This is a genomic window from Actinomadura sp. 9N407, from assembly GCF_044326315.1.
GTDB lineage: Bacteria > Actinomycetota > Actinomycetes > Streptosporangiales > Streptosporangiaceae > Spirillospora.
Genome location: NZ_JBIRAW010000018.1, coordinates 57,687 through 79,501, shown reverse-complemented (window position 1 = coordinate 79,501; position 21,815 = coordinate 57,687). Strand labels below are relative to the sequence as shown.

24 protein-coding genes are annotated in these 21,815 nt (G+C 71.5%); 14 read left to right on the top strand and 10 right to left on the bottom strand.

Translation table 11 applies throughout. The features are described from left to right. Nucleotides 1-100 precede the first annotated feature (100 nt). The 6 genes from ACH34Q_RS26595 (at nt 101) to ACH34Q_RS26570 (ending at nt 7,238) form a co-directional block, all read left to right on the top strand. Nucleotides 101-1,327: a protein phosphatase 2C domain-containing protein gene (locus tag ACH34Q_RS26595; protein ID WP_395985783.1), complete on the top strand. Its 1,227-nt coding sequence runs from the start codon at nt 101-103 to the stop codon at nt 1,325-1,327. Beyond that, nucleotides 1,324-2,628 (top strand): VWA domain-containing protein, encoded by a 1,305-nt coding sequence (locus tag ACH34Q_RS26590; RefSeq protein ID WP_395985782.1) that lies wholly within the window; start codon nt 1,324-1,326, stop codon nt 2,626-2,628. The genes ACH34Q_RS26595 and ACH34Q_RS26590 overlap by 4 nt, the downstream gene beginning before the upstream one ends. Before the next feature lie 128 nt (nt 2,629-2,756). After that, nucleotides 2,757-3,458 carry an FHA domain-containing protein gene (locus tag ACH34Q_RS26585; RefSeq protein ID WP_395985781.1) on the top strand — a complete coding sequence of 234 codons (702 nt, stop codon included), beginning with the start codon at nt 2,757-2,759 and terminating at the stop codon, nt 3,456-3,458. Next, the gene (locus ACH34Q_RS26580; protein WP_395985780.1) at nt 3,455-4,999 is read left to right on the top strand and encodes a hypothetical protein; all 1,545 of its coding nucleotides are present in this window, start codon (nt 3,455-3,457) and stop codon (nt 4,997-4,999) included. The genes ACH34Q_RS26585 and ACH34Q_RS26580 overlap by 4 nt, the downstream gene beginning before the upstream one ends. Beyond that, complete coding sequence (locus tag ACH34Q_RS26575; RefSeq protein ID WP_395985779.1) at nt 4,996-5,871, top strand: glutamate ABC transporter substrate-binding protein; 876 nt, start codon at nt 4,996-4,998, stop codon at nt 5,869-5,871. Before ACH34Q_RS26580 ends, ACH34Q_RS26575 begins: the two co-directional genes overlap by 4 nt. Nucleotides 5,872-5,999: 128 nt before the next feature. Then, on the top strand, nt 6,000-7,238 hold the full coding sequence (locus tag ACH34Q_RS26570) for a hypothetical protein (protein WP_395985778.1): 1,239 nt from the start codon (nt 6,000-6,002) through the stop codon (nt 7,236-7,238). Here ACH34Q_RS26570 and ACH34Q_RS26565 read toward each other — a convergent pair. Then, a complete protein-coding gene (locus ACH34Q_RS26565; protein WP_395985777.1) occupies nt 7,199-7,882 on the bottom strand; it encodes a hypothetical protein in 684 nt (227 codons plus the stop codon). The two genes, ACH34Q_RS26570 and ACH34Q_RS26565, sit on opposite strands and share 40 nt — an antisense overlap. Nucleotides 7,883-8,016: 134 nt before the next feature. Here ACH34Q_RS26565 and ACH34Q_RS26560 point away from each other — a divergent pair, with 134 nt between their 5' ends. From ACH34Q_RS26560 to ACH34Q_RS26550, 3 genes are all read left to right on the top strand, one after another. Next, entirely contained in the window at nt 8,017-8,535 is a 519-nt protein-coding gene (locus tag ACH34Q_RS26560; RefSeq protein ID WP_395985776.1) for a PH domain-containing protein, read from the top strand. Between the two features lie 97 nt (nt 8,536-8,632). Further along, nucleotides 8,633-9,832 carry a serine hydrolase domain-containing protein gene (locus ACH34Q_RS26555; protein WP_395985775.1) on the top strand — a complete coding sequence of 400 codons (1,200 nt, stop codon included), beginning with the start codon at nt 8,633-8,635 and terminating at the stop codon, nt 9,830-9,832. A 132-nt stretch (nt 9,833-9,964) separates the two neighbouring features. After that, nucleotides 9,965-10,576, top strand: a complete 612-nt coding sequence (locus ACH34Q_RS26550; RefSeq protein ID WP_395985774.1) for a DUF6461 domain-containing protein — start codon at nt 9,965-9,967, stop codon at nt 10,574-10,576. Between the two features lie 54 nt (nt 10,577-10,630). Here ACH34Q_RS26550 and ACH34Q_RS26545 read toward each other — a convergent pair whose 3' ends face one another. From ACH34Q_RS26545 to ACH34Q_RS26525, 5 genes are all read right to left on the bottom strand, one after another. Beyond that, nucleotides 10,631-11,413, bottom strand: coding sequence for an ABC transporter permease (locus ACH34Q_RS26545; protein WP_395985773.1), 783 nt, complete (start codon nt 11,411-11,413; stop codon nt 10,631-10,633). After that, nucleotides 11,410-12,282 carry an ABC transporter permease gene (locus tag ACH34Q_RS26540; RefSeq protein WP_395985772.1) on the bottom strand — a complete coding sequence of 291 codons (873 nt, stop codon included), beginning with the start codon at nt 12,280-12,282 and terminating at the stop codon, nt 11,410-11,412. Before ACH34Q_RS26540 ends, ACH34Q_RS26545 begins: the two co-directional genes overlap by 4 nt. Then, nucleotides 12,282-13,520, bottom strand: a complete 1,239-nt coding sequence (locus tag ACH34Q_RS26535) for a PotD/PotF family extracellular solute-binding protein (protein ID WP_395985771.1) — start codon at nt 13,518-13,520, stop codon at nt 12,282-12,284. Before ACH34Q_RS26535 ends, ACH34Q_RS26540 begins: the two co-directional genes overlap by 1 nt. A gap of 18 nt (nt 13,521-13,538) precedes the next feature. Next, the gene (locus ACH34Q_RS26530) at nt 13,539-14,678 is read right to left on the bottom strand and encodes an ABC transporter ATP-binding protein (protein WP_395985881.1); all 1,140 of its coding nucleotides are present in this window, start codon (nt 14,676-14,678) and stop codon (nt 13,539-13,541) included. A gap of 96 nt (nt 14,679-14,774) precedes the next feature. Continuing rightward, nucleotides 14,775-14,918, bottom strand: a complete 144-nt coding sequence (locus tag ACH34Q_RS26525; RefSeq protein WP_395985770.1) for a hypothetical protein — start codon at nt 14,916-14,918, stop codon at nt 14,775-14,777. A gap of 28 nt (nt 14,919-14,946) precedes the next feature. On the opposite strand from ACH34Q_RS26525, the gene ACH34Q_RS26520 reads away from it, so the two are divergent. Both ACH34Q_RS26520 and ACH34Q_RS26515 read left to right on the top strand, forming a co-directional pair. Continuing rightward, nucleotides 14,947-15,408: an Lrp/AsnC family transcriptional regulator gene (locus ACH34Q_RS26520; RefSeq protein WP_395985769.1), complete on the top strand. Its 462-nt coding sequence runs from the start codon at nt 14,947-14,949 to the stop codon at nt 15,406-15,408. 221 nt (nt 15,409-15,629) lie between these two features. Then, nucleotides 15,630-15,863 carry a DUF1778 domain-containing protein gene (locus ACH34Q_RS26515; RefSeq protein WP_395985768.1) on the top strand — a complete coding sequence of 78 codons (234 nt, stop codon included), beginning with the start codon at nt 15,630-15,632 and terminating at the stop codon, nt 15,861-15,863. Here the strand turns inward: ACH34Q_RS26515 and ACH34Q_RS26510 are convergent. After that, complete coding sequence (locus tag ACH34Q_RS26510; RefSeq protein ID WP_395985767.1) at nt 15,847-16,281, bottom strand: HIT family protein; 435 nt, start codon at nt 16,279-16,281, stop codon at nt 15,847-15,849. The genes ACH34Q_RS26515 and ACH34Q_RS26510 overlap by 17 nt on opposite strands. Nucleotides 16,282-16,359: 78 nt before the next feature. Between ACH34Q_RS26510 and ACH34Q_RS26505 the strand changes: the two genes are divergently transcribed. Beyond that, nucleotides 16,360-17,094: an ATP-binding cassette domain-containing protein gene (locus ACH34Q_RS26505; RefSeq protein ID WP_395985766.1), complete on the top strand. Its 735-nt coding sequence runs from the start codon at nt 16,360-16,362 to the stop codon at nt 17,092-17,094. Beyond that, nucleotides 17,091-17,759: a hypothetical protein gene (locus ACH34Q_RS26500; protein ID WP_395985765.1), complete on the top strand. Its 669-nt coding sequence runs from the start codon at nt 17,091-17,093 to the stop codon at nt 17,757-17,759. Before ACH34Q_RS26505 ends, ACH34Q_RS26500 begins: the two co-directional genes overlap by 4 nt. Nucleotides 17,760-17,798: 39 nt before the next feature. Here the strand turns inward: ACH34Q_RS26500 and ACH34Q_RS26495 are convergent, their stop codons facing one another. From ACH34Q_RS26495 to rlmN, 3 genes are all read right to left on the bottom strand, one after another. Then, on the bottom strand, nt 17,799-18,596 hold the full coding sequence (locus ACH34Q_RS26495) for a DUF1963 domain-containing protein (RefSeq protein ID WP_395985764.1): 798 nt from the start codon (nt 18,594-18,596) through the stop codon (nt 17,799-17,801). A gap of 61 nt (nt 18,597-18,657) precedes the next feature. After that, nucleotides 18,658-19,167, bottom strand: a complete 510-nt coding sequence (locus ACH34Q_RS26490; RefSeq protein ID WP_395985763.1) for a DivIVA domain-containing protein — start codon at nt 19,165-19,167, stop codon at nt 18,658-18,660. Nucleotides 19,168-19,190: 23 nt separating this feature from the next. Continuing rightward, nucleotides 19,191-20,420, bottom strand: a complete 1,230-nt coding sequence (gene rlmN / locus ACH34Q_RS26485) for a 23S rRNA (adenine(2503)-C(2))-methyltransferase RlmN (RefSeq protein ID WP_395985762.1) — start codon at nt 20,418-20,420, stop codon at nt 19,191-19,193. A gap of 173 nt (nt 20,421-20,593) precedes the next feature. Here rlmN and ACH34Q_RS26480 point away from each other — a divergent pair, with 173 nt between their 5' ends. Then, nucleotides 20,594-21,736 (top strand): suppressor of fused domain protein, encoded by a 1,143-nt coding sequence (locus ACH34Q_RS26480; protein WP_395985761.1) that lies wholly within the window; start codon nt 20,594-20,596, stop codon nt 21,734-21,736. Nucleotides 21,737-21,815 lie beyond the last annotated feature (79 nt).

Here is a 21,815-nt window from a genome sequence, read left to right as displayed (position 1 = left end):
CGGGGACCCGGTGGCGGGAGACGCTGCGGCCGGGGGCTCTGCGGCCGGGGGCTCTGCGGTGGGGGGCTCTGCGGTGGGGGACCCTGCCGTCGGAAACGGGTTGCCGGTCGAGGGGGCGAAGGCGGCCGAGCAGAAGTGCCCGTCCTGCGGCGAGCTCGTCTTCCCCGGCGAGGACTTCTGCGAGGCCTGCGGGCACCGCCTCACTCCCGGCGGGCGTGCCGGTCCGCCCCCGCCCCCGGCTCCGGTGGTGCCGGCCGGGCCCGCCTGCGTCGGGTGCGGTACGGGCACGATCGACGCCGACGGCTACTGCGAGCAGTGCGGGCTGCGCCAGCCCGCCGAGCGCGACCATGTGGAGATCGAGCTTCCCGGACGGATCGCGGCGGCGGCGAGCGACCGCGGCAAGCGCTACAGCCGCAACGAGGACGCGATCGCCATCGCGGAGCATCCCGGTGGTGTCGCGGTCGTCGTCTCCGACGGGGTGGGCTCGTCCCAGCGTCCCGACGACGCCTCCCGCGCCGCCGCCGACTCCGGTGTCGCGGAGCTGGTCGCGCGGCTGGCGGGCGGGTCCGGGCCTGAGGACGCCATGCGCGCCGCTGTGGCGTCGGCGGCCGAGGCCGTCGCCGCCCTGGCCGAATCGCCGGCCGAGGCGCCCTCCTGCACGTTCGTGTCCGCCGTGACCACCCCCGGCCGGGTCACGGTCGGCTGGGTGGGCGACAGCCGGGCCTACTGGCTGTCGGCCGCCGGCGACGGGTCCCCGCTCGACACCCTGCCGCCCAACACCCTGCCGCCCGGCGAAGCCGGATCCGCGGGGGCCGCCGACCTCGGGGACACCGCCGAGATGGCCGTTCAGGGCCCGGACGGCGAATCCGAGCTGCGAGCCTCACGGGCGCTCACCGAGGACGACTCGTGGGCGGCGTTCATGGTCGCCGAGGGCGCGCTGACCGAGGCCGAGGCCGAGGCGCATCCGAACGCGCACGTCATCACCGGCTGGCTGGGCGCCGACGCCGAGGAGGTCCGGCCGCACATCGCCACCTTCGGCACCGATCCCGGCGCGCCCGGCACGCTGCTGGTCTGCAGCGACGGCCTGTGGAACTACCTGCCCCACGCGCAGGACCTCGCGGCGGTGCTGGCCGGGTCGGGCACCGACCCGGCGGCCGACCCGCTCGGGGCCGCGCAGGCGCTGGTACGGCGGGCCCTGGACGCGGGCGGGCGCGACAACATCACGGTCGCCGTGATCCCCCTTCCCCCATCCCTCCCTTCTCCCTCTTCAGACATGGGTCCCCCTACGAACATGGGTCCCTCTTCGGACATGGAGCGCGAGCGTTGAGCGAGCAGCCGCAGTTCACCATCAAGGTCGACCAGAACAAGTACCTGCCCGAGGGCGGCCGCGAAGTGCACGCCATCGTCTCGGTGGAGGGCACCGGCTCGCCCACCGCGGCGACGACGGCCTCCGCCGCCGAGGTCATCATCATCGACACCTCGGGCTCGATGTCCTACCCCGACACCAAGCTGCGCGCGGCGATCGCCGCCGCGCAGGCCGCGGTCGACACGATCCGTGACGGCGTGTACTTCGCGGTGATCTCCGGGGCCAACAGCGCCTCGATGGTCTATCCCGGGAACGCCGTACTGGTCCGGGCCGACGCCAGGACCAGGCACGACGCCAAGATGGCGGTCAGCCGGCTGACGGCGTCCGGCGGCACCGCCATCGGGTCCTGGCTGCGGCTGGCCGACGAGCTCTTCGGTCCGCACCAGGACGGCATCCGGCACGCGATCCTGCTCACCGACGGCAAGAACCAGCACGAGTCGGCCGAGGAGCTGGACGCGGCGCTGTTCCGCTGCTCGGGCCGCTTCGTCTGCGACTGCCGCGGCGTGGGCACCGACTGGGAGGTCGCGGAGCTGCGCAAGATCTCCGCCGCGCTGCTGGGCAGCGTGGACATCGTCGCCGACCCGCACGACCTGGTGGCCGACTTCCAGGCGATGACCGAGGCGGCGATGGGCAAGGCGGTCGCCGACGTGATGCTGCGGGTCTGGACGCCGCAGACGGCCAAGCTGCGGTACGTCAAGCAGGTGATGCCCTCGGTGGCCGACCTCACCTCCAAGCGGGTCGACACGGCGGCGCAGGCGGGCGACTACCCGCTCGGGGCGTGGGGCGCCGAGAGCCGCGACTACCACATCTGCGTCGAGGTGCCTCCCGGAGACGTGGGCAAGGAGCTGCGCGCGGCCTGGGTGAAGCTGGTGGTCCCCGGCGCGGCCGGGGAGGAGCCGCAGGTGCTGGCCACCGGCAACGTGCTGGCCCAGTGGACCGACGACGAGGCGGAGTCGACCCGGATCAACGGGCGGGTCGCGCACTACACCGGGCAGGCGGAGCTGGCCGACGTCATCCAGGAGGGCCTGCAGGCCCGCAAGGACGGCGACCTCGACACCGCCACCGCCCGGCTCGGCCGCGCGGTGAAGCTGGCCGACGAGGCCGGCAACGAGGCGATCACCACGCTGCTGCGCAAGGTGGTGGACGTGGTCGACCCGGTCACCGGCACCGTCCGGCTGAAGAAGAACGTCGACAAGGCCGACGAGATGTCGCTGGACACCCGTTCCACCAAGACGGTGCGTACCCGTAAGGGCGAGGGCTGAGCATGGCTACTTGTCCCGCGGGCCACGCCTCCGCGTCCGGCGACTACTGCGATGTCTGCGGCGAGCGCATGGTGGGCGCCCCCGCTCCCCCTGGATCCGGCGGCCCTGGTGGCCCTGTGCTTGGTGGAATGGCGCCGACGGTCGAGACGTCGGTCGGGGGCGGCGCCGAGTCGCCGTGCCCCGAATGCGGTACGCCGGCGACCGACCGGTTCTGCGAGTCCTGCGGCTACGACTTCGCCCTTGGCGGCGGCGCGTCGCCCACTCCGGCAGGACCTCCGGCCGGGCCGCCGTCCAGCCCGACTCCGCCCCCTCCCCCCGTGCCGGCTCCTGCCCCCGTACCGGCACAGCCGCCCGTATCCGCACAACCGCCCGTATCCACACCGACGCCGGCGCCCGTACCGGCGCCTGCCGGGGGCTCGGGCTGGGTCGCGGTCATCAGCGCCGACCGCGACTACTACGACGCGGTCGTCGCGCTGCTCGAACCCGACTCCGGGGTGATCGCGTTCCCGCCGTACTGCCCGGAACGGCGGGTACCGATCGGCGGCGAGCAGATCCGGATCGGGCGGCACAGCACGTCCCGCGGCGTCGTCCCGGAGATCGACCTGCGGGTCGCGCCGGAGGACCCCGGGGTCTCGCACGTCCACGCGGTGCTGCTCGCGCGCCCGGGCGGCTCGTGGGTGCTGGTCGATCCCGGTTCCATGAACGGGACGTCCCTCAACGGCTCGACCGCGACCATCCCGCTCAACGTGGAGGTACCGGTCGGCGACGGCGACCGGATCCACGTCGGAGTCTGGACCACCATCACCCTCAGGAAGGGCCAGGCGCCATGACGGCCGTACAGCCCGCGCCCCCGGCGAGCGCGCCGGCCCCGGCGCCCGCCCCGGCGATCCCCGTACCGCGGCCGCGCGCCGCCAAGCGGCCGCGCAGGAGCGGGCTGCGCAGGCCGCCGGCGGCGCCGCCGTCCAGGATGTCGCGGCTGCTGCCCCGTACGGTGGCGAGCCGGATCCGGGTGCTGACCGCGGCCGTCCTGGTCGCGCTGCTGGCGCTGCTGGCGGTCATCGCCATCGCCGTCGGCAACGCCAAGGACGGCGTACGGGTGATCGGGAAGGACGCCGGTCCCCAGGTCGTCGCGACCGGCAACCTGTACTTCCACCTCACCAACATGGACGCGCAGCTGGCCAACGCGCTGCTGATCGGCCGTACGCAGAACCTCGGGATGCGCCGGGACGACGCGCTGCGGGGCTTCGACGAGAGCCGGCTCGCGGCGGGCGACGCGCTGCTGAAGGCGGCCAAGCTGGCCGACGAGAGGACCGAGGACGAGACCGCCCGCGAGTCCCTCAACGCGCTGGCCCGGTACGAGCGGCTGGCCGGCCAGGCGCTGCTGCTCGACGAGCGGTCGGCGCACGCGGCGGGCCCGCCGTCGCAGGACGTCATCGCCTACTACCGGCAGGCGACCGACCTGATGAAGCTGGACCTGCTGCCCAAGGCGTACAACCTGACGCTCGACAACGGCACGCTCGTCCGGCACACCTACGAGGACGAGCGCCGCGCGGTCATGACCGGCCAGGTCCTGGTGTACGTCATCGGAGCGGTGGCGCTCGGCCTCCTGGTCGCGCTCCAGTTCTTCCTGTTCGCACGGTTCCGGCGGCTGCTCAACCCGGCACTGGCCGTGGCCTCGCTCATCGTGCTGGCGCTGATGGGGTCGAGCGCGGTGATGCTGTCCGGGCAGATGGACGACCTCCGTACGGCCAAGACCGACGGCTTCGACTCGCTGCTCGCACTGTCGCGGGCACGGGCCATCAGTACCAGCGCCAACGCCGACGAGACCCGGTACCTGCTCGACCCGGGCCGCGCCGACACCTACGAGCAGGTCTACCTGAGCAAGTCGCAGTCGGTGCTGTACCGCCCCGCCGACAACCTCGACCTCTACAACGAGGCCGTTCAGCGCGACCTCGGCAATCCGCAGGTCGACGTCCTCGACCAGAAGTACCTGGGATTCCTCGGCCGGGAGGCCGACTACGGCTCGCTTCCGGGGCAGCCGAAGGCGTACCGGATGGCGCTGCAGAGGTACAGCGCGTTCCAGCAGAGCGACTCGCGCGTACGGGCGCTGGTCCGCGCCGGGCAGCGCGACCGGGCCATCGCGGCCCGGCTCGGCGGCGGTACGAGCGGCTTCTCCTCCGACCGCGACTTCACCGCGTACGACGCGTCGATGCAGCAGCTGTTCGCGATCCACCGCAAGGCGTTCGACCAGGCCGTGGCCGACGGGGACAAGGGCATCAGGGGATGGAACGCGGGGGTCCCGCTGGCGGGACTGCTGATCATCGGGCTGGTCCTGGTGGGAATCCGCCCCCGGCTGGCGGAGTACCGGTGACGGCGCGGCGGGTCCAGGGGGCACGGCGAGCCCGGCGGGCACCGGCCGCGATCGCCGTCCTCACCGCCGCGCTGGCGGTGTCGGGTTGCGGCGTCGCGAGCGGCACCGCCGAGTCCGTGGCGGTCAAGGACTCCCTCGTCATCGGCGTCAAGGACAACGAGCCCGGCCTCAGCTCGCGGGGCGCGGGCGGCGCGTACGAGGGCTTCGACATCGACATCGCCCGGAGGGTCGCCGAGCGGCTCGGGGTGGACGCCGGGAACATCACGTTCAAGAAGGTCGCCTCGGAGGAGCGGGAGCGGTTCCTGAGTACGGGCGAGGTCGATCTCGTGGTCGCCAGCTACTCCATCACGCAGGAGCGCAAGACCCGCGTGACGTTCGCGGGCCCCTACTACGTCGCGCACCAGGACACCCTGGTGCGCAAGGCCGACGCCGCCGCCATCAAGGACGTGCGCGACCTGGCGGGCAAGCGGCTGTGCAAGGTCGACCGCTCGGTCTCGTACACGCGCGTACGGGACGAGCGGGGCGTCGCCGTCCTGCCGCGGCCGGGTGACGACTACGCCGACTGCGTGCGGCAGCTGTCGAGCGGGCAGGTGGACGCGGTGTCCACCGACGATCTGATCCTGACCGGGCTGGCCGCGCGGGCGGTGGAGTCGGGCGGGGGTCCGGCGCTGCGGATGGTGAACGCGCCGATCTCCGACGAGCCGTACGGGATCGGGCTCCGCAAGGACGACACCGACGGCTGCGAGGCCGTCAACAAGGCGATCACCGAGATGTACCAGGACGGCACCGCCCCCGGCCTGCTGCGGAAGTGGTTCGGGCCGGCCGGGCTCAAGGTGACGACCACGGTTCCGCAGTTCGAGGGCTGCGACTGACACCTTTCCGGGCTTGCCCGCCACTGAGATCAGTCGGTTACGCAAGTACCGATACCGGCACATGATCGTAAGTTATGGTCGCGATCACCCATTCTGCCGGTGGTCGCGACCTGACTTCGAGGAGTCCCATGACGACGGTGATCCTTGTCGTTCTGTGCCTCGTGGTCGGCGTGCTCGAGCTGTACGCCGGCAAGCAGAGCAAGGATCAGGCACGCGCGTTCGCCCGCCGGGTCGACGAGCTGAACGACCAGGTCACCAAGCAGAACAACGTGCTGGTCACGGTGGGCGAGCAGCTCACCGCCGAGCTGACCAGGGTCAAGCGGGAGACGCTGCCGGCGCTGGACTCCCGGCTGCACTGGCAGTCCGAGCAGGTCGAGGAGCTGGCCTCGCTGGTACGGCGGGCCGACGAGTTCCTGCACGCGCAGTCCGGCCGGCTGCACGACCTGGAGAAGCAGCGGATCACGCTGGCCGCGCTGCGCCGCAAGCTCGCCGAGATCGAGACCTCGGTGCGCTCGTTCACCCGGGCCGGCACCGCGGCCGTCGAGGGCAAGGTCGACGAGGCCCTGGACCGGCTGGCCGACGTCGAGCGCGGCGGCGAGGAGATCCTGGAGCTGCAGCGCGCCCTCACCCGCACGCTGGAGGACGTCGAGGACGTCGTCTCCGAGCTGCTGCGGTTCACCGAGGGCGAGCTGGACGAGTCGGTCACGGCGGCGCTCACGGGCCCCGCCCGCGCCCCGGAAGGCGCGGGCCGGCACGTGGCCCAAGGCACGGGCGACGAGACCGCCGTGCGCGCGGCCGGGCGGCTGTGGACGCGGGACGCGCAGCTGGAGGACATCCTCACCGAGGTGTACGAGCGGTGCGTGCGGGCCGCCCGGCTCGACATCAGGTTCCGCATGTCCGACGGGACGGACGGATCGGCGCCGGGCACCTCCGAGCAGCGCCGCTACTTCCTGGCCGGGCAGGACGCCGAGGACCTCGTCGGCGGCTTCACCGCGCTGCTGATCTCGACCGGCGCCGACCTCCCGCACAACGGCCCCCGGCACGCCCGGCCCGGCGCGCTCGCCCGGACCGAGCCCGGCCCGGCCCTGCCGCCGGGCGTCGAGCCGCCCCGCGCGCCCGAGGACGAGGTGGCGCTGAAGGCGCTGCTGCGGACGCTGTTCGAGAGCGACGGCGCCGTCGCGCAGATCGGCCCGCTGATGGCCGTGCGCACCCGCGACGAGCTGCTGTGCGCGGTCCTGACCCCGCCGCAGTCGCTGGAGCTGGAGAGCGACGAGGTCTTCTGGGACCCGGCGGCGGCCACGCTGCGGCTGCGCCGGCTGCCCTCACATCAGCTCTGGGACCTCACCGGCTGGGCCGCGACGCCGTAGGCCCGCACGGTCCGTTCCGCGCGCCCGCCGAGCCGCACGAAGAGCGGGCACAGCGGCGTCCGCGTCTCGGCGTCGAGCTCCGCGCACAGCCCGAACCCGGCGGCCCGGTCGAGGAACACCACGTTCTCCACGGCCCGCGCGGCCCGTACGGCATAGGGCACCGAGTCGGCGTCGGCGGTGTCGAACAGCTCCTCGAACGTCAGCCGGCGCGCGTACCGCAGCAGCTCGCCGGCGTCCACGATCCGGGTCCCGATCGCCGCCGCCGGGCCCGCGATCACGATGCCGAAGCTCGGGTCCTCCCGGCCGCGCACGTAGATCTCGCGGGCCGGCTCCAGCCCGCGGCGCCGGGCGGGCAGCTGCAACCCGAACCCGGAACCGCCGTCCAGGTACGCCGGCGGCCCGAAGCCGTACGTGCGCTGCGCCGTGGTGGAGCCCGGCACCCGCAGCGCCCCCGACGGCTGGTGCCAGCCCGGCAGGAAGACGCCCAGACCGCGCAGCAGCAGCCGCCACACCGGCCGCCCCGTCACATCCTGGACGAACTCGCCCTGCTCGCCTCGCGCACGCGCCCCCCGCTCGCCTCGCGCCCGGTCACCTCGCGCATGCTCGCCCTCCGGCTCCGCGTCGCCCGCCCCAGCGCCGTCCATGGCGACCATCTTGTGATGCCGGAACGCCCCGTACAAGCCCGGTGTCCCTAGCGCGGACGCCACTACCGCCGATGTGGCCGCGCGATACGCTGTGGGCGACTGGCGCATGGGTGACGGCGGGAGCGGTCGGCTGTATGAACGTGCAGGACCTAGTGGTCTACCGCGACGCGAGTTCGCGCACCGTCGACCGATACCTGATGCCGCACGAGGGCCGGGTCATCGCCGTCCGCCGCCATCCCGCGACGCTGCTTCCCCCGCTCGTGCTGGCGGTGGGCGGGCTGATCCTGTGCGGGTTCGTCGCCACCCTGGTCAGCGTGATGTGGATCTGGTGGGCCTGGCTGCTCACGCTCGGCTACCTGCTCTGGAAGGTCATCGCCTGGTCGGTGCAGTTCTTCCTGGTCACCGAGCACCGGGTGATGGTCATCCGCGGCGTGCTCAACCGTGACGTGGCGATGATGCCGCTGGCCAAGGTCACCGACATCGCGCTGAAGCGGTCGCTGGCGGGCCGGATGCTCGGGTACGGCGAGTTCGTGATGGAGTCGGCCGGCCAGAAGCAGGCGCTGCGCAACGTCGGCTACATGCCCTACCCGGAGCAGCTCTACCTGGAGGTCTCCTCGGTCATCTTCGGCGCCGAGGACGAGTCCCCCGACTAGAGCCGCCGACTCTGGTCCGCGGGACGCCGCGATGAGTTTCGTGAGCCGGTGGAGTCTCATTCCCTGACACCGGACCACGGAACGGAGCATCGGACGTATGGGCGGCAAGAGCGGTTTCTCCAAGGCGGGCCTGGAGCGCGTGCACGGCATCATGGCCGGTCATGTCGCGGCAGGCCGGCTCCCCGGCCTGGTCACGCTGGTCTCTCGGGGCGGCGAGGTGCACACCGACGTGATCGGGACGTCCGAGTCCGGCGGCGCGCTCCCGATGCGGCGCGACTCGATCTTCCGGATCAGCTCGATGACCAAGCCGATCACGGCGGTGGCGGCGCTGATCCTGGTCGAGGAGTGCCGGCTGCGGCTGGACGAGCCGGTGGAGCGGCTGCTGCCGGAGCTGGCGGACCGGCGGGTGCTGCGCTCCCCCGACGCGCGGCTGGACGACACCGTCCCGGCGAACCGCCCGATCACCGTACGGGACGCCCTGGACTTCCGGCTCGGGCTCGGCATGATCCTGGAGGAGGAGGCGTTCGGCCATCCGTTCTTCCAGGCGGCGCAGGAACTGGGCATCAGCGGATTCGGCCCGCCCCGGCCGGGATTCCCGCACGCACCGGACGAGTGGCTCCGCCTGGTGGCGACGCTGCCGCTGGTCGACCAGCCCGGCGAGCGCTGGACGTACAACATCGGCTCCTACATCCAGGGCATCCTCGTCGAGCGTGCCACCGGGCGGCCGTTCCCGGAGTTCGTCCGCGAGCGGATCCTCGAGCCGCTGGGCATGCGGGACACCGGCTTCCACGTCCCGGCCGCCGATCTCGACCGGTTCACCGCCTCGTACGGCGTCGGCGAGGACGGCGCGCTGGAGCCCTACGATCCGCGTGAGGGCAGCGCCTGGAGTGCCATGCCCGCCTTCCCCGACGGAGCGGGTTCGATGGTCTCGACCGCCGACGACTACCTGGCGTTCGCGCGGATGCTGCTCGGCAAGGGGACGTACCGCGGCGAGCGCATCCTGTCGCGCCGGTCCGTGGAACTGATGACGTCCAACCGGCTCACCCCCGAGCAGACCCGGGAGTCGTTCGGCGGTGCGAGCGGCTGGGGCTTCGGCGTCGCGGCCGGCGTCCGGCAGGAGGATCTGTGGGGCACGCCTGGCCGCTACGGCTGGGACGGCGGCCTCGGCACCTCCTGGTACACCGACCCCGCCGAGGACCTGATCGGCATCCTGCTGACCCAGCGCCTGCAGTTCCCGACCGACAACCCCGTCTGGCTCGACTTCTGGACATCGCTGTACGCGGCCCTGGACGGCTAACGGTCCCCACGCCGCTCTCTCCGTTGACTCGTGGCGTGTTCGCCTCGACGGGCGCCGCCAGGGCCGAACACGCCACGAGTCAATGAGGGGAACGCCGTCGAGAATGTCGGTGTTGTCTGGCAGCATCCGGTCATGGCACCGACCGCTGCTGACTACGCCTGGTTCGAAGAGGACTTCTCCGAACTGGCCGAGGCGTACTGCGTGATGCTCGTGCGCGGGCTGACGCCGGCCCAGGTGCTGGCCCGGCTGGGCGCGCGCACCGACGGGCCGCACATGACGGGCGTCGACGCGCTGTGCCGGTTCTCCTCCGACACCCATGGCGAGCACAACGGGCGCGAGCAGGGCCTCGGCGTCACCGCCGTCGGCGACTGGGCGCTGGTCATCGAGCCCAACGGCTACCTCAGCGTGAGCGAGGAGACCATCGTGCCCCTGTCGGCCCGGACGCGCCTGGTGTCGCACGGCTCCAACGTCAACGCCGCCGGCAACTTCTACTGGGTCGAGGACGGGGAGGTGCGGCTGACGTTCGAGCCGCTGTTCCCCTCCCACCGGAACGGCACCTCCGCCGACGCGCTGCTCGGCACCATGCGCGAGGCCGGTTTCGACCTGGCCGACGGCGACGACGACGCCAACCTCGACTGCGACCACGCCGCGTTCGCGCTCGCGGAGCACCTCACCGGGGTACGGATCACCCCGGAGATCCTCCGGGAAGGGTCCTATCTGTGCGGTGCGACCCCCTATCCCTGAGGCTCCCTACCCCTGAGACGTCCCTATCCTGGGCCCACCTACCCCTGAAGCCCTCTACGTCTGAGACCGCCAGGACCGCCGGGCCGACAGGACGGCGATCAGGACGCCGGTCGCGAAGATGAGCGTGCCCATCACGTTGACCTGCGGGGGCGTCCCGGTACGGGTCGAGCCGTAGATCCACAGCGGGAACGTGAGCGTGGCGCCGCTGGTGAAGTCGGTGATGACGAAGTCGTCGATCGACAGCACGAAGGCCAGCAGCGCCCCCGCCAGCACCCCGGGCATGATCGCGGGCAGCGTGACCAGCCGGAACCGGGTCCACGGCCCGGCCCCGAGGTCCTGCGCGGCCTCGGCCAGGGCCGGGTCCAGCCGGCTCGCCCTGGCCCGGACGGTGACGGCCACGAACGCGATCGAGAACATCACGTGCGCGGCCAGGATCGTGCCGTACCCGCGCGGCAGGCCGAACGTCACGAACATCGACAGCAGCGACGCGCCCATCACGAGTTCGGGGGCGGAGATCGCCATGAACAGCACCAGCGTGGCCGCGCCCCGGCCGCGGAACCGGAAGCGGCCGAGCGCCAGCCCGGCGAGCGTCCCGAGGACGGTGCTGAGCACGGTGCTGAGCAGCGCGATCGTCAGCGAGTTCAGCAGCGCGGTGGTGAGGTCGGCCCGGTCGAGCAGCCGGGCGTACCAGCGCAGCGTGAAGCCCTCCCAGCGGAAGTTCTGCTTGCCGTGCGTGTCGTTGAACCCGAACAGGATCATGACCGCGATCGGCAGCGCCAGCCAGCCGATCAGCAGCCAGGTGTAGAGCCGCAGCCCCCGGTCGACGGCGGAGGTCATCGGACGGCCGCCGCCAGGACGTCCCGGGTACCGAGGGCGCGCGCGTACGCGAAGATGCCCAGCAGCAGGATCGCCATCAGCGTGAACGACAGCGCCGAGGCCGTCGGGTAGGCGCTGCTGTCGAAGTACTGGGACTGGATCACGTTCCCGATCATGGTGTTCCGCGGGCCGCCCAGCACCTCGGCGTTGACGTAGTCGGCCGCCGCCGGCACGAACGTCATGATGACCCCCGCGAAGACGCCCGGCAGGGACAGCGGCAGGACGACCCGGGCGAACGCCTGCACGCGTGAGGCGTACAGGTCGCGGGCCGCCTCGACCAGTTGCGGATCCATCCGTTCCAGTGCCACGTAGATCGGCAGCGCCATGAACGGCAGGAAGTTGTAGGTGAGCCCCATGACGACCGCGACGCCGGTGTCGAGCACGTGGAAGCCGTCCGGCAGCAGACCCCAGCCGCGCAGCGGCCCGAGGATGGGCCCATTGTCGGTCAGCACCAGTTTCCAGGAGACCGTCCGCAGGATGTACGAGACGAAATAGGGCAGCAGGAGCAGGAGCAGATACATCGTCTTGCGCCGGCCGCCGCGGAAGGCGATCCAATAGGCGGCCGGATAGGACAGCGCGATGCACAGGACCGTCGCGAGCAGCCCGTACCAGAGCGACCTCGCGAACTGGTCACCGTACGTCGCCAAACCGTCGGTGTAGTTCTGCCAGTGGAACGTCTGCCGGAATCCGTCGATGAGGTTCCCGGTCTGCAGCGACAGCGAGAACATCAGCGCCAGCGGAACGGCGAAGAACGCCAGCAGCCAGAGCCCGCCCGGCAGGATCATCAGGTACGGCGCGAACCGGCCCGGCCGTGCCCGGCGCCCTGCCATCACGATCCCTTGGAAATGGGCTCGAACAGCTTCAGATACTCGGCCTCCTCCGCCTGCGTGAGGCGCCGGTAATTGCGCAGCCGGTCGAGATCGGACCGCGCCGGAAAGACCAGCGGGCTGGTGCTCAGCCGTTCCAGGTCCGCCTTCTCCTCGCCCCTGGCCTCGCGCGCGTGCGCCTCGATGAGGGGCTTGGTGGCCGGTACGGGCGTGATGTAGTTGACGAACTCGGTCAGCGGCGCGTTGTTCTCCGGGGCGTACAGCCAGTCCATCAGCATCAGGGCGTCGACCGGATTCTCGGCGGTCTTCGGAATGCACAGGTTGTCGGTCCAGAGCGTGCCGCCCTCCTTGGGCACCACGAATTTCACGTCCGGGCCCGCAAGGCTGTAAACGTCCCCTGACCAGGCCATCGTCAGCCACACGTCGCCCTTGCTGACGGCGTCGACGTAGTCCTGCTCGTAGTACTTGCGCACGATGTCCGCGTCCCGCTGCTCGCGCAGCCGCGCCGCCGCCCGCCGCCAGTCCGCCGGCGTCGACCTCTCCGGATCGACACCGAGCAGGAACATCCCGAAATTGCCCAGCTCCTGCGCGTCGCTCAGCATCCCGACCCGGCCCTTGTACTTGGGGTCGAAGAGCTGCTCGATGCTGGTGATGTCGTCCTTGACGTACTTGGTGTTGTACGCGATCCCGGTGATCCCCGACATGTACGGGACGGTGAACGCGTTGCCCGGATCGTACGAGGGATTCTTGAAGCCGGGACCGGCATTGGCCGCGAACGTCTTCAGCCGGGAATGGTCCAGTGGCGCCAGATAACCGAGCTGCCGGCACTTCTCCAACTGCACGCCATTGGTCATCACCATCAGGTCGAACCCGATCGACTGGCCGGCCGCCAGCGGCGCCTGGATACGGCCGAACCACTGCGTGTTCTCCTGGATGACCTCCTTGTAGGTCACCTTGGTCCCGGTCGCCTTCTCGAAGGCCTTGACCGTGGCGCGGTCGTCCTCGACGTATCCGGGCCAGTTCGCCCAGCGCAGGCTGCCGGTCTTCGTCTTTCCGTTCCAGTACTCCTGGACCGCCGACCCGCCGACCTTTCCCTTTCCGCCCTGGCCTTCGACGCCGCACGCGGCCAGGGCCAGTCCGGCGCCGGAAACGCCCAGCAGCCGGAGGACGTCCCTTCTCGAGGCGTCCTGGAGGCGGGGCCGGGCCAGCCCCCGTGCAAGCGAGGGATCGATCAGGCTCACTTCATCGCTCCTGCTCACTCATGCTCTGATGGCGTACGAGTGCCGCGGGTCCCACGACAGCCACACGGTGTCCCCCCGCGCGGCGAGACCGTCGGCGGACGTGGCGTTCTGGGTGAACACGACCACATCGTCCCCGGCGGCGGTGCTGATGGTGTAGTTGGTGGACGTACCGAGATAGACGACCTCGGACACAGTGCCACGGACGCCGCAGAACGACTCGTCCGGACGGTCCCGCCCGATCCCTATCTTCTCCGGCCGTACGGTCAGCTCCAGCCGGTCCCCCAGGCTCGCCGGCATGCCGGGCCGCAGCGGGGCGAGCACCCGGCCGTCCGACCCGTCCGGCCCGTACGCGATCACCGCGCGCCCCTCGCGGACCTCGGCCACCTCGCCGCCCAGCAGGTTGGAGGTCCCGATGAAGCCCGCCACGAACCGGGTCGCCGGATGCTCGTAGATCTCCCGGGGCGTGCCCAGCTGCTCGATCCGGCCGGCGTTCATGACCGCGATCCGGTCCGACATCGCCAGCGCCTCGCCCTGGTCGTGCGTGACGTACACGAAGGTGATCCCGACCTCGCGCTGGATCCGCTTCAGCTCGGCCTGCATCGCCTGCCGGAGTTGGAGATCGAGCGCCCCGAGCGGCTCGTCCAGCAGCAGCGCCCGGGGCCGGTTGACCAGGGCCCTCGCCAGCGCCACCCGCTGCTGCTGCCCGCCCGACAGCTCGGCGGGACGGCGCCGCTCCCGGCCCGCCAGATCGACGGTCTCCAGCATCGCGCCGACCCGGGCCGCGATCTCCGGCTTCGGCACCCGCCTGCGGCGCAGCCCGAACGCCACGTTCTCGAACACGCTCAGGTGCGGGAACAGGGCGTACGACTGGAACACCATGTTGACGTCCCGGCGCTCGGCGGGCACGCCGTCCACCCGCCGCCCGCGCAGCAGGACCTCGCCGGCGGTCGGCTCCTCGAACCCGGCGACCAGCCGCATCATGGTGGTCTTGCCGCAGCCCGACGGGCCGAGCAGCGAGAAGAACTCGCCCGGCTCGATCGCCAGGTCGACGCCCCGTACCGCCACCACCGTCTCGCCGCCGGTCCGGAACTCCTTCACCAGCCCGCGCAGCTCGATCGCCGGGGCACCCGTGCCGTCCAGCCTCGTGTCGTCCGGCACTGCGCCGTCCGGCCCCGCGTCCAGGCCCGTGCCCGGTCCCGTGTGGGGCTCCGTCCGCCGGGCGGCCCGCCGATACCGCGATAGCACCCCGCGACCCTACCGCCCGGCCGTGACCCGCCATCCAGGCCGGCCATCCATCCAGGTGACCGTGACCAGCCCGACCGTGACCAGCCTGACCGTGACCAGCAGGAGCGCCCGTACCGCTTGGCGCCGGCGGGCCCGCCGCCGATAAAGTCGCACCGCCCCGACCCCACGACGATGGAGAGAGATGACGCGGCGGACCGACGTCCAGCTCGACGAGACGGCCAAGCAGATCATCGAGCAACTGCAGCAGGACGGCCGGCGCTCCTACGCGGCCATCGGCAAGGCGGTCGGGCTCTCCGAGGCGGCCGTACGGCAGCGCGTCCAGAAGCTGCTGGACGCCGGCGTCATGCAGATCGTCGGGGTCACCGACCCGCTGATGCTCGGCTTCTCCCGGCGGCTGATGGTCGGCGTCACCTGCGAGGGCGACCTGGAACTGGCCGCCGACCGGCTGGCCGCCATGGACGAGATCGACTACGTCGTGATCACCGCAGGCTCGTTCGACATCCTGGTCGAACTCGTCTCCGAGAGCGACGAGCGGCTGCTGGAACTGCTCGGCCGCATCCGCGCCGTTCCCGGCGTCGTCTCCACCGAAAGCTTCGTCTACCTCAAACTGCGCAAGCAGACATACTCCTGGGGAACCCGCTGACTCGTGGGGACCCGCTGAGCCGTGGAAAGCGCACGCCCGTACCCCTGTGCCGTCCCGCTCACCACGTAGAACATCACTCACGTCCGGCTGCGGCCGCGAGTCAATCATCCACCCCTGCTCCGGCACCGTTTTATTGCAGGTCCGCGCAATTCCTCATTTAAGAGGATGACCTTCCCCCACCGCGAGGCGTACTTTGATTGCGGTACGGAAGGAGACCGGCCATGCAGGACCTTCCCCGGAACGATCGCCTCGAGCTCCGGACATCGGAGGAACAGCACCTCGCCATCCGAAAGGCCGCCGAACTCGTCGGATGGACGGTCCCCCAGTACGTGCTGTCGGCCGCACTCGACCGCGCCGAGCGCGACCTTTACGAGCACGCCGCCGCCGGGCGGCCCGAGGCGGGCGACGGCGGCTCGGTCGAGCCGTTCGTCGCCGTCGTCACGGCCCTGGGCTGAGCAGCGCCCCGCGCAGCAGCTCCGCGTACCCGGCCGCCTCCTCGTCGGAGGCGTACTTGTGCCGCGGCCAGAAGAAGCCCCGCAGGCCGTCCTTGCGCTGCCGCGGAACCACGTGCACATGCAGGTGCGGCACGCTCTGGCTCACCTTGTTGTTCATCGCCACGAACGATCCCGCCGCCCCGAGCGCGGACTCCATCGCGCCCGCCAGCCGCCGCGCGTGGGCGAAGAAATCCCCGAGCATCTCCGCCGGAAGGTCGGTCAGCGTCTCGTAGTGCACGCGCGGCACCAGCAGCGTGTGCCCCTTGAAGAGCGGCCGCGCGTCCAGGAACGCCACGGCGTCCGGAGCGTCGAGCACCGAATGGGCGGGCCGCTCCGCTTTGATGATCTCGCAGAAGACGCAGCCCTTGGAGTCGCTCATACGCGGCATTGTCCCACCTGCCTTACGCCCTTCTTACGACGTGCCCGCTAACTTGCGATTCTTGTGCGACTGGAACGCGTGTCCTTCCGTTACCACCGGCGTGCCCCGTGGGTGTTGCGGGACGTCACCCTGTCCCTGCCGTCCGGCCGGGTGACCGAGGTGACCGGACAGAACGGCGCGGGCAAATCGACGTTCCTGCGCCTGGTGGCCGGCCTGCGCACGCCTCGCCGGGGGAAGATCACCGGCCGTCCCGCCAAGGTCGGCTACGCGCCTGAGCGATTCCCGTCCGGCCAGCCCTTCACCGTCCGCGCGTACCTCGGGCACATGGCCGCCGTCCAGAAGGCGCCCAGTACCGCCATCGCGACCTGGGCCGAACGCCTCGCGTTCGACCACCTGATGGACACGCGCCTCCCCGAACTCTCCAAGGGCAGCGCCCAGAAGGTGGGGCTGGCCCAGGCGCTGCTGTCCGCGCCCGACCTGCTGATCCTGGACGAACCGTTCGCGGGCCTCGACGCCGCCACGCGCGACCTTCTCCCGGGCCTCATCACCGAACTGGCCGCCCAGGGCACCACCATCGTCGTCAGTGACCACCAGCACTGCCTGGAGGCCCTTCCGGACCTCGCGCACGTCCACATCAGCCACAACACCGTCGAGGCGGCCCAGGGGCCCACCGCGAACGAGCAGCGTCCGGAGGGCCTGGGCGAGAGGGACGGCTGGACGGTCCTGGAGGTGGTGGTCCGCACGGACGAGGTGACCGAGGTGATCGGCAAGCTCCGGGCGGACGGCCTCGACGTCCGGGAGCCCGGCCGATGATCGCGCTCGCCCGGTTCCAGGTGGCCGGATACGCCCGCTCGATGCGCGCGCTGCAACCGCTGATCGTGGTGTTCCTGCTCTTGGCCCTCGTACTGCAGGGCTCCGGCGGCGCCGACCTTTCCGCGGGCACGCTCGGCGACGTGGCGGCGTTCATGTTCCCCATCTGGGCCTGGACGGCGCGCGCCCTCTTGGACACCCAGCCGGACGAGCAGCGCGCCCTGTCGGCCATGGGCACCCGGCACCACGCGGCCGCGGGCGTCCTGGCCGCGTACACGGTGAACGTCGGCCTCGGGATCCTCGTCCTGGCCATCCCCGTGGCGCAGGCCGCAGCCGCCGGTACGGGCACCGCCGCGATCTCGGCCGGCCTCGGCCTGGCCCTCCTGGTGGCCCTCGCCGGAACGGTCCTGGGCGCCTGCACCAGCCGCGCGATCATCCCCGATCCCGGTATCTCGCTGCTGGCGTTCATCACCGGAGTCGTGGCCGCGCTCCTGCTCAGCATGAGCCCGATCAGCTGGATCGCCGTCCCGATGGTCGGCTGGCTGCGGGCCGCCCATGACGGCCCGGCGGCGTTCGCCGCCGCGTTCCCCGGTGTCGCTCTTCACCTCGCCCTCTGGATCCTCGCGGTGGGGATCGCCTACCTGACCCTCCACCGCACCCGGCACTGATCTCCCGGCATTGGCTTTGTACCGGGACAGGTGGCTGGCTCAGGTGGCTTGGAGGGTCATCCAGGCGGTCTCCGGCGCACTGTCCAAGTGGGTACAGAAGTAGAGGCGGCCGGGATCGCCCCAGTGCCAGCCGAGCCCATCATCGGAGTCGAGTTGGAGGAGCAGCCGCCATTCCTCGTTGACGGCCACCTGCTCGTCGATCGTGAACGAGGCGTCGCCCTCCAGGCCTGTCGAGGCACGGTGGCAGTCGGTGCCCACGGGACGCTGCACGAGAGCGGGCCAGCCACCGAGCTGGTGTACGGGGGTCGCGTCAGGCCAGACATGCTGCTGCCAGGCCGCGTGGAGCTGCTCGTACACAGCGAGAGTGCCGCTGTAGAGGCCCTCGATGCGGTTCAGGAGCGGCTCTTGGGGCGCGGGCAGGGAGAGGAACGGCTCCGCGTCCAGAGTCCGTTCCGGCAGGGCTGGGGCATCGGTCTTCTGAAGGTCGCCGGTGAAAACGCGCCAGGCTCCACGGTGATCAGGGTCGTCGCCCCAGGGACGTGGTGGACCGGCTGTGTAGTAGAACGCGGCCGTGCCTTTGGGCGGCAGGCCGGGGACCTCGGGGACGAGGCCGAAGTCGACCGAGCCCAGGTAGTCGAGAGGACGGCCCTGCCAGGACGGCCAGGACTCGCCGGGTGGAAGGAGCGGGGTCCCGCCGAACCGGACCGTGCCCTCGGCACCGGCGGTGAGCCGGAGCGCGGGACGGGCCAGCGGGAGCAGGGCTCCGGTGACCTCGGGGGCGAAGAACACGCCGAACAGGGAGCGCAGCCGCCGATGCTGCACCTCGAAGTGATCCATGTCACTTAGCGTTCCCCGGTCGGGCCCCGCGCGCCAGCCCCTGATCAAGATCTGTGGATAACTAACGCCGTTCGAACGCTCCAGCGAGCTGCACGAGGAAGCGGTCGACCTCCGCGACGTCGTACCCCGGACCCAGACGGACCGAGCGGAACGTGCAGTCGCGGACGTCGCGGGCCGTCATCGCCGGCGCGAGTCCGCGCAGGCCCGCGACGACGCGGTCGAGGAACGCGTCGACATCGCGGACGTCGTAGCCGGTACGGACCCCGGCGCCGGGGAACCGCGCGTTCTGGATCCAGTTGATCAGCCAGCCGGAGTGCACCCGGGCCCGGCCGGCGCGCTGCCCGATCGGGGCCGCCGCCCGCAGCTCCCGGACGGCCTCCTGGAGCAGCTCGTCCACCGCGCGCTGCTCGTAGCCGCGCAGCACGATGTCGAACCGGGTACCGCGCACGTCGTCGGCGGTCAGCCCCCACTGGCCGTGCCGCAGCGTCGCGGTGATGCGTTCGAGCAGGGTGTCGACCTGGGCGCGGTCGTACCCGCGCAGTGCCACCGGCAGACGCGTCTCCGTCTTCACCGGCCCGACCCCCTTAACGCCCGCTACTGCTCCTCGGTGGCGGCGGCCAGCTGGCCGCAGGCGCCGTCGATCTCCCTGCCCCGGGTGTCGCGCACCGTGACCGGTACCCCGTGGGCCTCCAGCCGCCGGACGAACTCGCGCTCGTCCTCCGGCCGGGACGCCGTCCACTTGGACCCCGGCGTGGGATTCAACGGGATCAGATTGACGTGTACGAGATGGCCGCGCAAGAGCCGGCCCAGAAGGTCGGCCCGCCAGGCCTGGTCGTTGATGTCCTTGATCAGGGCGTACTCGATCGAGATCCGGCGGCCGCTGCGCTCCCCGTAGGCCCAGGCGGCGTCGAGGACCTCGCTGACCTTCCACCGGTTGTTGATCGGCACCAGCTCGTCGCGCAGCTCGTCGTCGGGCGCGTGCAGCGACAGCGCGAGCCGTACCGACATGTCCTCGGCGGCCAGCTTCTCGATCGCCGGGACCAGGCCCACGGTCGAGACCGTCACCGAGCGCTGCGAGATGCCGAGGCCGGCCGGGGCGGGGTCGGTGATCCGGCGGACGGCGCCGAGCACGGCCTTGTAGTTGGCCAGCGGCTCGCCCATGCCCATGAAGACGATGTTGGAGACCCGGCCGGGGCCGCCCGGGATCCGGCCGCGCGCCATCGCCCGGGCGCCGGCGGCGACCTGCTCGACGATCTCCGCGGTGGACAGGTTGCGGGTCAGCCCGGCCTGGCCGGTGGCACAGAACGGGCAGTTCATGCCGCAGCCGGCCTGGGACGACACGCACATCGTGGCCCGGTCGGGGTAGCGCATCAGCACGGACTCGAACAGGACGCCGTCGAAGGCCTTCCAGACGGTCTTGAGCGTCCTGCCACCGTCGCAGTCGAGCTGGCGGAGGGGCGTGAGCAGGTCGGGCAGCAGCTCGGCGACCAGGCGCTCGCGGAGCGCGGCGGGCAGGTCGGTCATCTGCGCCGGGTCGTCGGCCAGGCGGGTGAAGTAGTGGCGGGACAGCTGGTCGGCCCGGAACGGCTTCTCGCCCAGCTCGGCCACGGCCTCCCGGCGCTCGGCCGTGGTGAGGTCGGCCAGATGGCGCGGCGGCTTAGCCCGTCGCGGCGCGGCGAAGACCAGCTTCGGCGGCGTCTTCCCTGCGGGCGGAGCGTCGGCGGCGGCGCTCGCGGCACCCGCGGCACCGGAGGGACCGGCGGCTTCGGAGGCGGCGGGCGGGGCGGTGGGCGGGGCGCTGGCCTGATCGGCGGTAGCAGACATGGTCCTTCCAGTGTCGCAAACGCTCGGCGATGCCTGAGCCGCCACGGAACGCGCAAGCCTGCGAACGTCCGAGCCCTGGAACGTCCGAGCCCTGCGATCGTCCGAGCCCTGCGAACGTCCGAGCCCTGCGAACGTTCCAGCCGGGCTCCGCATCTAGCGGTAAAGTTCCGATCATGTCGGTATTGCGCAGGGGGTCCCTCACGGGCAGGGGCGCCGCCACGGTCATCCGTACCGACGCGTGCCCGTACGGAAGTCGCCGGCTCGTGATCGAGACGGACGGCACCGTCAGCGCGGCCTACCTCGTGGACGCCCGGGACAAGGTCGTCGGAGCCGCCTGGCTGGCGAACCATGGGGCCGCCCCAGCCGAGTCGGACCAGAAGCGCCTGGAGAACGGACTGGCCCCGATGCTGCCCGCCTCCCACGTGCGGCACCCCGAGGGACGTCCCGCCCTCAATGCGGACGCCCTGGAGGTCGTGTGGTTCGAGGAAGGGGACGGGGTGGCTGTCCTGGAGGAGGGCGAGCCCCTGTGCGTCATTCCCGGGTGGTCCGACATCGGCCGCGGTATCCCCGGCTACAGCCGTGACGCCACGGACCAGAGCCCCTACGCGTTCCCCCTGGACGATGAGATCGAGGAGTTCGGCCCGCGCATCGTGCGGGCCCGCGACCACTGGAAGGCCTGCGGGGCGGACGGCTCCTGGGCCGACTTCCAGCAGTCGGTACTGGGCCATCTGCTGCAACGGCTGGGCCCGGGCGGTCACTACTGGCACGACGTGGGGCGCCAGCTCCCGGGAGGCAACGGAGCGGCCTCGCCCACAGTGGGGGTGACCGAACGCCCAGCACGCGGCGAGCGCGAGTTCACCGTACTGAGCACGGTCGGGATGAGCCGCCAGCGGATGCCGACGGTGGAGCTGTACGAGGACGACGTCGCCCCGTACAGCCGCATCGAACTCGCCGTGGCCACCACCATGCCGAGCCAGCGCGCCGGAAGCATTTTCCCCTGGCTCGCCCAGTACCCGTGGCGGGTCGTCACGTGGTTCGCCGCGGGCGACGTGGTCAAGTGGTACCACGAGGCCCACACCTTCCCGCTCAACACGGGAGAGGCGTCCTGGGAGGGCGTCCTGCTCCTGGACGATCCCAGCCGCCTGTCGGGGCCCGTCACGCCCAGTCTCGCGGGGCTGTCGACGGAGGGCGATCCGGTGCGCTGGCTATGGCTGGTGCCCATCACGGACGAAGAGCACCGGTACGCCAAGAACGAGGGCTCGGACGCGCTCGTACGGCGCCTGTCCCAGCAGAACCGGTCCTGGGTGGTCTCGTAAGCTTGCGGGGGGCAGCTTGTGAGGGGCAAGCCCGATGAGCTCGCCAGAAGCCCCTGGGGCCCTGCCCTAGGCGGACCCT